Origin of the sequence: Caecibacter sp. AF58-12pH5A (assembly GCF_027681725.1) — a bacterium.
Taxonomy (GTDB): domain Bacteria; phylum Bacillota; class Negativicutes; order Veillonellales; family Megasphaeraceae; genus Megasphaera; species Megasphaera hominis.
The window spans coordinates 21,751-33,066 of the sequence record NZ_JAQDBC010000006.1 but is presented as its reverse complement, the minus strand read 5'-3'; the positions used below and the strand labels follow the sequence as shown (position 1 = coordinate 33,066).

Here is an 11,316-nt window from a genome sequence, read left to right as displayed (position 1 = left end):
AAATAGCCGGCCCTCCGGACTATTGCCCAGACGGTCGGCTTTTCGATATCATGCTCCCATGTGGTTAGTCCACTTCCGTCAGTCACATGACTATGGTGTTATTATACAAGGCCAGGCCTGGCCTTGTCAATATGAGTATTTCTTTTGCTCAGTGGCCTAGAGCTGTACACATTGTTCCTTTTCCAGGCGCACAGGACCGCCGATGTGGATTTTCTTTATTTCTCCATCGCTGACGGCTGCTTCAATGGTAATCATGCCGCCAGGCTGACGGATTTCACAGGCGATTTCATGGCCGCACAGCTGGGACAGGGCCGCTGCCGTAGCGGCTGAGCCGGAACCACAGCTTTGTTCCCAATAGAGGGTCTTCGTGGCCGTTACGTACACAGCCGGAATCATGGTCAGTGTCTTGCGGTCGACGAGGTCGAGGCCAAAGGCTTCGTAATGGAAGGTCGAAGCAAAATTGTATACGGCTTTCCAGATCTGGTCGCGATCCAGATTTTTGAGGGCTGTCGTAAAATGAACAAAATGGACGATTCCCGGCAACGCTACGCGGTAAAACCGAAAGGCCGTATTGCCTACGTCGAGGCTGACCGTGTCCATCTTTTTTGGCAGCGGCATGTCAATGGACGCATCGTAGACCTGGTCTTCTTCACCACGCTGTACGCGGGCCTGCAAGGGAGCACTGCAGCCGGAACAGGAAATCATGTACTCTCCTGCCTCTGCTCCCGACTGGGACAAGAGATAGGCTGCGGCCGAACGGGACGCGTTGCCGCAAAATTCACCACCCATCATATCGAGCCGGATCTGGGCGCCCTGGTTGGACGGTGATAAAAAGGCGACCTGTTCTGCGCCGACACAGTCAGGCTGCAACAGCTTTTCTGCAATGGTTGCGTGTTCCGACGGAGGGATCTCATCCAGTACGAGAATGGTCGTGTTGCCACTAGGGTCAGCTTTTACATAATGGATTTCCTGTATCATTTCTGCACCTCAAATAGGATCATTTCCGCATCTGGCTCCACGAAAAACGGCCAGGCGGCTTACATGTTATCTATTATAGCATATTCGGCCCACATATTCAGTCTTATGGAGAAAATAAATCAGATTCTCTGCCACCTGGCCGCCACCCGGTGTCTGACGGGACAGGCGTCCCATTGACAGGGGCCGTCGTCGTGTATTACGATGAGATTACATATACGCTTAGAAAGGAGCCTTACTATGGAAGTAGCAAATGCAATCAATGAACGACGCAGTATCCGCAAGTATACACCCGAACCGCTGACGCGGGAAGAAATTGAAAAAATATTGACGGCCGGCATGATGGCCCCGTCGTCGAGCAATCTGCAGCCTTGGTATTTTGTAGTCATCGAAAGCAAAGAAAACATGGAGCGCCTGAAGAACATCATGGCCATCGCGACGAATAACCTGATGCCCTACTTTAAATCCCGCTTTGCCAAGCATCCCCAGGTGATTGCCGATACGTCGGCCTTCGTCCGTCTCTTAGGCGGCGCACCGGTATGTATTCTTGCCTTCTTGCTGAAGGATGACTATACGCTGCGCCTTTCAGCCATTCAAAGCGTCGCTGCTGCCATCGAAAACATGCTCCTTACGGCTACGGACATGAACCTGGGCAGCTGCTGGCTGACGGCGCCCCTTTCGGGCGGTGTCGACGACCAGATACACGCAGCGTTTGCGCCGGATAAGGGCGAGCTCGTCGCCATGGTAACCTTGGGCCACCCGGACCAGGCACCGGCAGCGCCGCGCCGTAAAGACGGACGCTATACGATTATCTGACCGGTCTCCTTTTCGAGTAACGCCACACCTTGCACGCCGCAGGGTGTGGCGTTTTTTGTCCGTTTATACAAAAAGAAACCTGACACCGGGCCAGGTTTCTTTTTGTATGATTCTGCTTTTTATTTCTTGACGATTTCTTCTTCGAGCTGGATGTGCAGTTCGTGAAGCTGTTTCTTCGTAACTTCCGACGGCGATTCGCTCATGGGATCGATGGCGTTCTGCGTCTTCGGGAAGGCGATGACGTCGCGGATGGATTTGCGTTTGAGCATGAGCATGATCATGCGGTCCAAACCGAAGGCCAGGCCACCATGTGGTGGTGCACCGTATTCGAAGGCACGCAGGAGGAAGCCAAATTTCTGTTCGGCATCTTCCGGTGTCAGGCCAATGGCTTTGAATACGCGTTTCTGTACGTCCGGCTGGTAAATACGCAGGGAGCCGCCGCCCAGTTCGACGCCGTTCAGGACGAGGTCGTAGGCTTTGGCATAGACGTGGGCCGGATCTGTTTCCAGTTTGTCCAGGTCTTCGTCGCGCATAGCCGTGAACGGATGGTGCATAGCGACATAGCGTTTTTCTTCTTCGCTGTATTCGAACATGGGGAAATCAACAACCCAGGTGAAGGCAAATTCGTCTTCGTTGATGAGACCCATACGACGGCCCATTTCTTTACGCAGTTCGCCTAAGGCAGCGGCTACGACGGCCGGTTTATCGGCGATCATGAGCACGAGGTCACCCGTTTCAGCGCCGCATTTGGCACCGATGGCGCGGAGCTGGTCTTCTGTAAAGAATTTCTTGATCTGTGTCTTCAGGGTGCCGTCTTCGAGGAAGCCGATCCAGGCAAGGCCTTTGGCACCGTAATGGCTGACGTATTCTACGAGGCCGTCCAGTTCACGACGGGGAATGCCGGCGTCGCCTTTGACGTTGATGGCTTTGACCTGGCCGCCGTTTTCGATGACCGAACGGAAGACCTTGAAGTCCGTGTCTTTGACGAGGTCTGTCACGTCTGTAAACTTCATGTCGAAGCGCAGGTCCGGTTTATCGGAGCCGTAGTTTTCCATGGCATAGTCCCAGGTCATACGGTGAATCGGCAGCTTGACGTCGTGGCCCAGGGTTTCTTCAAAGATGTAGTGAACCATGTTTTCCACGAGGGTCAGGATTTCTTCCTGGCTCATGAAGCTCATTTCCATATCGAGCTGGGTAAATTCCGGCTGACGGTCGGCACGCAGGTCTTCGTCACGGAAGCAGCGGGCGATCTGGTAGTAACGGTCCATACCGGAGATCATGAGGAGCTGTTTGAAGATCTGCGGCGACTGGGGCAGGGCGTAGAATTTGCCATCGTTGACACGGCTCGGTACGAGGTAGTCACGGGCACCTTCCGGCGTGCTCTTGCACAGTTCCGGTGTTTCAATATCGATAAAACCATGCTGGTTGAGGAACGTACGCATAGCGTGCTTTACCTTGTGGCGCATGATCAGGTTGTTCTGCATTTCCGGACGGCGCAGGTCCAGGTAGCGGTATTTGAGGCGGATCTTTTCGTCGACGTCGATGTTGTCTTCGATGTAGAACGGCGGTGTCTTGGAGGAATTCAAGATGCGCAGTTCTTCGCAGCGTACTTCGATCGTACCGGTTTTCATCTTGTCGTTGACCGTATCAGCGTCACGCATGCGGACGATACCACGGACGACGAGAACATATTCCGTACGAACCTGTTCTGCTTTTTCAAAGGATTCTTTTTCATAATCCGGCGAAGCGACGACCTGGACGATACCTGTGCGGTCGCGGAGATCGATGAAGATCAGTCCGCCGTGGTCGCGGCGGCGTTCAACCCAGCCACAAAGAACGACCTCTTTGTCCTTGTCTGCTTCTGACACTTCGGCGCAGTATTGCGACCGATGTAACCCTTCCATTGTATCCATTAGTAACTCATCCCTTCTTCTGTGTTTCCATATATGCAACAATCCCATCGAGGGGAACGCTGATCTGTTCTTTCGTGGCCATATTGCGAACTTGTGCTTCGCCCTTGGCCAGTTCATCTTCACCGATGATGACGGTGTATTCTGCGTCGAGCTTATTGGCCGATTTCATCTGGCCTTTCATGCTGCGGCCCAGAAGATCGATTTCCGCATAGAAGCCACGGGCGCGCAGGTCCTGCTGGAGGACGAAGGCTTTAGCCCGGGCGGCATCGCCGAGAGCGACGATGAAGACCGGTTTTTTGGCGTTGACCGGCGGCAGGAGGCCCTGTTCTTTCAGTGTCAGGAGGAGCCGTTCCATACCGATGGCAAAGCCGATGCCCGGTGTAGACGGGCCGCCGATTTCTTCGATGAGGCCGTCGTAGCGTCCGCCGCCGCAAACGGTGCTCTGGGCACCTAAGGGGGCGTACATGATTTCAAAGGCCGTATTCGTATAGTAATCGAGGCCGCGGACGAGGCGCGGATCCAGTTCAAAGGGGATGCCGATGCTCGTCAAATAGGCTTGTACTTTATCGAAATGTTCGCGGCAGTCATCACAGAGGTTGTCCGTAATGAGGGGCACGCCCATTTTCATCATCTTTTCGCCGTCTTCCTTGCAGTCGAGGACGCGGAGCGGGTTCTTTTCGAGCCGTTCGTTGCAATCGTCGCAGAGCTGGTCCTTTTTGTCAGCAAAGAAATCGAGCAGTTTTTGCCGGTATACAGGACGGCATTTAGGGCAGCCTACGGAATTAAGGTGCAAAATGAGGTCATTCAGGCCTAATTCGCGGAAAAGCTGGAAGGCCATAGCAATGATTTCGGAATCGACTGCCGGGTCCTTCGAACCGATTTCTTCGACGCCAAACTGGGTGAATTGACGGTACCGGCCGGCCTGGGGACGGTCATGACGGAACATGGGTCCCATATAATACAATTTGTGAACTTTCTGTTCACCATAGAGTTTATGTTCCAAAAATGCCCGTACGACAGATGCCGTATTTTCCGGACGCAGGGTCATGCTTCGTCCGCCACGGTCATTAAAGGTATACATTTCTTTTGTTACTACGTCAGTTGTTTCACCAATACCGCGTAAAAACAACTCCGTACTTTCAAACATAGGGGTACGGATTTCGCCAAAACCGTAGAGCGAGCAGATTTCTCTGATTTTTGCTTCGAGAATCTGCCAGTCTGCCGTTTGTTCCGGCAGGAAATCCTGTGTACCTCTCGGTGCAGTGATTGCCATTACGTATCGTCTCCTCCGTATATCATCGCACATATCCGGCGCCGCTGGGCCATGCGCTGGGCCAGCAGCTGCCTGTACGTATCAGGATCTTTGGGCATATATACTTTTTCCAGGCTGTGGCCGTCAGCGGCGAGAAACTTCGTCGTACTGCCGGGACCTGCTGCCAGGATAGTTTGCCGCTCTTCCATCATCTGTATGTTGTACTGGCTTTCTGTCTGTGGCAAGGCGTAGCCTATATTGGCAAAGCTGGCTGCCATATACTTTTGCCTGTACATATAATACGGAATATACCCTGCCTGCGCAAGGAGCTGCCGGCTCCGGCTCAGGCTGGCTGCCACTTCGCCGGCTGGCGGTATCGCCTGCCGCAGGGGATGATGGAATAACGGGGCCTTCTTTTTTAATGCCAACGTATGAATTGTAACATTTTCCGGGTGTAGTTGGCAAACTATTTCCATATTTTCCTGCATATCTGCCGCTGTCTGGCCGGGCAGGCCGGCAATAAAGTCCATATTGACGACGGAAAAGCCCAAGCGGCGGCAGTTTTCATACATGGTGTAGACGTCAGCTACACTGTGGCGCCGGCCTAAGAGATCGAGCAGGCGCTGCTGCATGGTCTGGGGATTGACGCTGATACGGTCGACGCCGTACTCGCGCAAAAGGGCCAGTGTAGCCACATCTGCTGTGTCGGGCCGGCCGGCTTCAACGGTCCATTCGCTGAGGCCTGGAAAGGATTCTGCCACAGCCTTGAGGATCCGGGCCAGTGCTTCCTTAGGCAGGCACGTAGGCGTGCCGCCGCCGACGTACGCTGACGTAACGTGCAGTCCATACTGCCGGCAGAGGCTGTCAATATCCCGTATATCCTCTTCGACAGCCTCTGCAAAGGCCAAAAGTCCGTCTGCCGTTTCCGTCTGGCACAGGCGCGACGGAAAGGAACAGTACAGACAATGACTGGGACAGTAGGGAATGCCGATATAGAGAGCCGCTTCCCGGCGGGGCCGTTCAATAAAGGGCCGCTGCAAGGCCGTCATGGCCAGGAGTTCCTGCGCAATGGCCGGCGTTACGTGATAGTGACGGACGAGCGTCTCCTCTATTGCCGGCGCAGACAGGCCTTGATCGCGCAGGTGATGGACGAGCTTTGTCGGCCGTACACCCATGAGGGTACCCCAGGGGCTTCGCTGTCCCTGGCCAAAGCAGCGGTCATACCAGTGCAGGAGCAGCTCTTTACTGGTCTGCTTGAGATCGGCTCCGGCCAGAATATAGGCGTGCGTATGCCACGCCTGTCCCGGCTGATAAAAGGTGACGTCCAGGCGCTGTTGCGTCCCTGCGGCCTGAAACGTAACAGCCGCACCTAAGGGACGCGGTTCATGGCCGCCGCTATAGCCCAGATAGGCCATGACCTGACCGATGTGGGCATGCAGTGCCGGCGGCCCTTCATAGGCATAGGCCAGTTCCTGTTGTTCGTTCGTGTTCATTACTGGGCGATCTTTTCTGCTTCTTCGTGCCGTTTTTTCTGGCAGTCTTCACAATAGCCATAGACCTTGAGCTGATGGTCTACGGTCTGGAAGTGGAAGCGTTTTTGCAGGATCGTTTCCAACGTTTCCAGGAGGTCGTCCTGGCATTCCCAGACTTTGCCGCAACCCAGGCAGATCAGGTGATGATGGTAGTGGCCATCGTCTTCCCGGTCGTTTAATTCATAGCGGCTGCAGCCATCGTCGAAGTCGAGCTTTTTCAAGAGATCCATTTCCGTAAAGAGATCGAGCGTACGGTAGACCGTAGCCAGGCCGATTTCCGGTGCCTGCTTCTTGACGATTTCGAATACGTCTTCCGCACTTAAATGACGGGCATCGCTTTCTACAAAAGCCCGCAGCACGACTTGGCGCTGGGAGGTCATCTTGTATTTCTTGGTTTTGATTTGTTCTTTCATTCGGTTCATCATGAGATCCATGACTTGGTCTTTAGTTCTTTCCATAGGTATTCATCGCCTTTGTTTTATACGTATTATAGAACCACAAATGTCTGCACAAAATCTGCAGTACTGCTGTGACCGGAACGGTCAGAATCATGCCGGCTACGCCAAAGAGCGTGCCGCCAATGAGGAGAGCAATAATAATCACTACGGGATGCAGACTGATAACGGCTCCCATAACTTTCGGCATAATAATATGGCTGTCCAATTGCTGAATGACAATGTAGAAAATGAGGACCTTGACGGCCAGCGCCAAATCTACAGTGGCACCGAGGAGGATAGCCGGAACGGCACCGACAATCGGGCCAATAATGGGAATCCATTCCGTTACTGCCGCTAAGAGGCCGATGACCAGCGGATAGGGTACGCCCATGAGCCACATGCCTAAAAAGGTAAGGGAGGCAATGATACAGCTCATGGTCATCTGGCCGCGGATATACGAGCTGAGGACGTGCTGGATTTCACTAAACAGGACGTCGAGCTGCAGCCGATATTCTACGGGGTAGAGGCAGATAAAGGAACGGACCATTTTGCCGCCGTCCTTCATGAAGTAGAAGGTAATGATAGGTACGACAAAAAACTGAATGACCGTACCGGCAATGGCAAAAATGGATTTGAGGAAATTGCTGACGCCTTCGACGCCGTAGTTGCCTACACGCGTGAACGCATCGTTGATGACGCTCTTTACCTGATCCGGTATGTAGAGCTGGGTCTGCTCGTTTTCGAGCTGCGTAAAGATGGCCACCGTCTTTTCCCAAAGGCTGTTGAAGTTGACAGCCAGCAGATTCGCCTGCATGACGAGAGGCTTTAAGATAATATTGGTCAGCGCTGTCAGGACGACGATGAGCAGGAGAAAAGAAAGGAGAATGGCAATATCAATGGGTACGTTCCGCCGGGTCAGGCGGACGAGCCCTTTTTGGATCAGATCGCGGACGGGAATGAGGATAAACGTGATGATCAACGACACGATAACCGGCCAGTACACGTTGTGTACGGAAAAAAACAATATCGTTGCCAAAACAGCCAGTACAATGCGCAGCCAAAACTGCGATTGCTTATACATGGACATACCTGTCACCATCCTCCGTCAAGGTACGGATTATTCTGGCGTTCCCGGCCGATTTGTGTCGCCGGGCCGTGGCCCGGGAGGACGACCGTTTCGTCAGGCAGGGTAAGCAGCTTGTTGTTGATGCTGTCGAGAAGTGTCGCCATAGAGCCGCCATAGAGGTCGGTCCGGCCGACGGAATAGAGAAACAGTGTATCTCCTGAAAAGACAACACCTTCGCCGTATAAGCTCAGCCCGCCCGGCGTATGGCCCGGTGTTTCCAAAACGTGGAATTGCAGCTTGCCTACGGTAATGACGTCGCCATCGTGGGCGATGCAGTCCGGTGCCGTGCATTCGATTTTTTTGCCCATAAAGACGGACAGGTTATTGTGCGAATTGGCAATGAGTGCCTGATCGCCGGCGCCGATATAGACGGGCACGTTTTTCAAAATACGTAGTTCCTGTAAGGCGCCGATGTGGTCTGCATGGCCGTGGGTAAGGAAAATCAGTTTCAACTGCAGGTCGTGTTCTTCCAGGTTGCGGTTGATTTCTTTATAATCCCAGGCCGGATCGATGACCATGGCTTCTTTTGTCGTATCGTCAAAGACGATGTAGCAGTTTGTCTCGATCGGTCCCAGGGTCAGTGATATAAATCGCATGCTCATAGCTATGCCTCCTAAAATGTTTTCTTGCTATCCAAGAGAATGGTTACGGGGCCATCGTTGGCCAGGCTCACAACCATATGCGTACGGAAGCGTCCTGTTTCCGTATGGATGCCGTACCCGTTGACGGCGCGGACAAAGGTTTCGTAAAGGGCCTCTGCCTGCTCCGGCGGTGCCGCTGCGGTAAAGCTCGGACGCCGGCCGTGGCGGGCATCACCGTATAAGGTAAATTGGGAAACGACGAGCATGTCCCCTTGCCTGTCCAACAGAGACAGGTTCAGTTTGTCTTCTGCGTCTTCAAAGATACGCAGGTGGCAAATTTTATCAGCCAAATAGGCGGCATCTGCTTCTGTATCGTCCTTGCTGACGCCAAGAAGGACCGTCAGGCCCGGGCCTGTACGGCCTGTCTCTACGCCTTCTGAGGTAACGGAAGCCGAGGCCGTGCGCTGTACGACAGCTCTCATTGGGATGCACCTCCTGTAAAACGCTGGACAGAATAGACATCCTTTAAGCGGCGTATTTTTGTAGAAATAAATTCCAGCTGGGCCAAATCCTTAATGCTCAGGCCCATGTGAATGGTAACGGTCTTCGTGTCCCCTACGCGGGCGTTCATACTCGTAATGGAAACCTTCATTTCTGCCAGGGCAGCCATGATTTCTGCCATGACGCCTGTCCGGTCGTAGGCCGTTACTTCAATATGGACGTCGAAGTTTTCCTGGCCGTCGTAATCCCATTCTACGTCGATGAGCCGGTCCAGGTCATTTTGATTATGGCTGACGTTGGGGCAATCGGCCCGGTGGACGGATACGCCGCGGCCGCGGGTAATGAAACCGATGATGGGATCGCCCGGTACAGGGCTGCAACACTTAGCCAGGCGAACCATGAGGCCCGCTTCACCCTTGACGAGGATTCCTGAGCCATTATGCTTGGTCGGCTTGCGGGTTTTCAGCTTGTCAAGGATGGCCAGGTTGTCCTTTTCTTCCTTCTGTACTTCCTTTTTATGAAGTTCCAGGAGCTTGATGAGTACCGTGTTGACGGCAAAACCGCCATAGCCTACAGCAGCCAGCAGGTCTTCTTCAGAGCCGGCATTCATTTGCTTGGCCACCTTGGCCAGACGGCCGGCCTTATTGATTTCTTTCCAGTCATGGCCCAGGCGTTTGCATTCCCGTTCCAGGGCATCTGCCCCTTTGACGATGTTTTCTTCCCTGTTTTCCTTCTTGAACCAGCTGCGGATCTTCGAGCGGCTTTCAGAGCTGCCTACGATTTTCAGCCAGTCCAGACTCGGTTTACCCGTTTTGGACGTAATGATTTCGACAATGTCGCCGTTTTTCAATTCATAATCGAGCGGTACGATCTTGCCATTGATTTTGGCACCGACGCAGCGGTGGCCTACTTCTGTATGGATACGGTAGGCAAAATCAATAGGGATCGAGCCCTGTGGTAAATCGATGACGTCGCCCCGCGGCGAGAAGACGAATACTTCATCCGAAAAGGCATCGAGCTTGAGGGCATTGACGAACTCTTTCGGATTGCTCGTATCCTGCCATTCCAGGAGGTTGCGGAGCCAGCCCATTTTTTCATCGAATTCGTTCCCGTTACCAGCTGTCGTTCCTTCTTTATAGCGCCAATGGGCAGCGACGCCGTATTCGGCTACGTGATGCATTTCCCACGTACGGATCTGGATTTCGACAGGCTGTCCCCGCGTGCCGATAACCGTCGTATGGAGGGACTGGTAGTTATTGGGCTTCGGCATAGCAATATAGTCTTTAAAGCGATAGGGCAAGGGCTTCCAGAGGCTGTGCACGATGCCCAGGACGCCATAACAATCCTGTACCGTATCGACGATGACGCGGATGGCATAGAGGTCATAGACCTGGCTCAGGTCGCGGTTGTCCTTTTTCATTTTTTTATAAATGCTGTAGAAATGCTTGGGCCGGCCGTTGATTTCGAACTTGATGTGGGAATTTTCCAGGGCCTTGCGCAGGACTTCAATGGCTTCATTGACGATTTCTTCGCGGACGTGGCGTTTCTGCTTCATCTGGTCGACGAGATCGTAATATTTATCCGGTTCGAGATAGCGGAAGGATAAGTCTTCCAGTTCCCATTTGATATTGAAAATCCCTAAGCGGTGTGCCAGGGGGGCAAAGATTTCCAGCGTTTCCTGAGCAATACGCTTTTGTTTATCGCTGCGCATGTAGCGGAGGGTCCGCATGTTGTGCAGGCGGTCAGCCAGTTTGATGACGACGACGCGCACGTCCTTGGCCATAGCCAGAAACATTTTACGCATACTGTTGAGCTGCTGGTCTTCTTTCGTCCGATAATCGAGGCGGCTCAATTTCGTGACGCCATCGATGAGGAAGGCCACTTCTTTGCCGAAATTCTGTTTAATATCATCGAGGGACATGACCGTATCTTCAACGACATCGTGCAAGAGGGACGCCGTAATGGTCGTCGTGTCGATTTTCATTTCCGCCAGGATTTGGGCTACGGCCAGCGGGTGGAGAATGTACGGTTCCCCACTGACGCGGAACTGTTCCTTATGGGCTTCACTGGCAATCTGATAGGCTCTTTTTACATCGTCACAGCTGGCTTGTGGCTGGTAGCTGTGAATGGTATCGAGTAACCGTTGAAATTCTTCATTCGGTTTAGCAATTTCCATTTCAATT

Annotated in this window: 10 protein-coding genes and 1 riboswitch; of the genes, 1 reads left to right on the top strand and 9 read right to left on the bottom strand. The window is 53.1% G+C overall.

What is annotated here, in order from left to right; translation table 11 throughout:
* Nucleotides 1–17: 17 nt before the first annotated feature.
* Nucleotides 18–96, bottom strand: a riboswitch (ZMP/ZTP riboswitch).
* A gap of 60 nt (nt 97–156) precedes the next feature.
* On the bottom strand, nt 157–978 hold the full coding sequence (locus PGX44_RS04620) for a histidine racemase CntK family protein (protein WP_498854421.1): 822 nt from the start codon (nt 976–978) through the stop codon (nt 157–159).
* Nucleotides 979–1,215: 237 nt separating this feature from the next.
* Between PGX44_RS04620 and PGX44_RS04615 the strand changes: the two genes are divergently transcribed.
* A complete protein-coding gene (locus PGX44_RS04615) occupies nt 1,216–1,791 on the top strand; it encodes a nitroreductase family protein (RefSeq protein ID WP_498854420.1) in 576 nt (191 codons plus the stop codon).
* A 119-nt stretch (nt 1,792–1,910) separates the two neighbouring features.
* Here the strand turns inward: PGX44_RS04615 and aspS are convergent, their stop codons facing one another.
* From aspS to PGX44_RS04575, 8 genes are read right to left on the bottom strand one after another with little or no spacing between them, the layout of a single operon-like run.
* Complete coding sequence (gene aspS, locus PGX44_RS04610; protein ID WP_186502310.1) at nt 1,911–3,704, bottom strand: aspartate--tRNA ligase; 1,794 nt, start codon at nt 3,702–3,704, stop codon at nt 1,911–1,913.
* Nucleotides 3,705–3,711: 7 nt separating this feature from the next.
* The gene (gene hisS, locus PGX44_RS04605) at nt 3,712–4,977 is read right to left on the bottom strand and encodes a histidine--tRNA ligase (RefSeq protein ID WP_186502311.1); all 1,266 of its coding nucleotides are present in this window, start codon (nt 4,975–4,977) and stop codon (nt 3,712–3,714) included.
* Nucleotides 4,977–6,449, bottom strand: coding sequence for a coproporphyrinogen dehydrogenase HemZ (gene hemZ, locus PGX44_RS04600; RefSeq protein ID WP_498854419.1), 1,473 nt, complete (start codon nt 6,447–6,449; stop codon nt 4,977–4,979). The genes hisS and hemZ overlap by 1 nt, the downstream gene beginning before the upstream one ends.
* Nucleotides 6,449–6,946, bottom strand: a complete 498-nt coding sequence (locus tag PGX44_RS04595; protein ID WP_289001806.1) for a Fur family transcriptional regulator — start codon at nt 6,944–6,946, stop codon at nt 6,449–6,451. Before PGX44_RS04595 ends, hemZ begins: the two co-directional genes overlap by 1 nt.
* Nucleotides 6,933–8,012 carry an AI-2E family transporter gene (locus PGX44_RS04590; protein WP_498854418.1) on the bottom strand — a complete coding sequence of 360 codons (1,080 nt, stop codon included), beginning with the start codon at nt 8,010–8,012 and terminating at the stop codon, nt 6,933–6,935. The genes PGX44_RS04595 and PGX44_RS04590 overlap by 14 nt, the downstream gene beginning before the upstream one ends.
* A gap of 5 nt (nt 8,013–8,017) precedes the next feature.
* A complete protein-coding gene (locus PGX44_RS04585) occupies nt 8,018–8,653 on the bottom strand; it encodes an MBL fold metallo-hydrolase (protein ID WP_289001804.1) in 636 nt (211 codons plus the stop codon).
* Nucleotides 8,654–8,664: 11 nt separating this feature from the next.
* Nucleotides 8,665–9,114, bottom strand: coding sequence for a D-aminoacyl-tRNA deacylase (dtd, locus tag PGX44_RS04580; protein WP_289001802.1), 450 nt, complete (start codon nt 9,112–9,114; stop codon nt 8,665–8,667).
* Nucleotides 9,111–11,309, bottom strand: a complete 2,199-nt coding sequence (locus tag PGX44_RS04575) for a RelA/SpoT family protein (protein ID WP_498854417.1) — start codon at nt 11,307–11,309, stop codon at nt 9,111–9,113. Before PGX44_RS04575 ends, dtd begins: the two co-directional genes overlap by 4 nt.
* Nucleotides 11,310–11,316 lie beyond the last annotated feature (7 nt).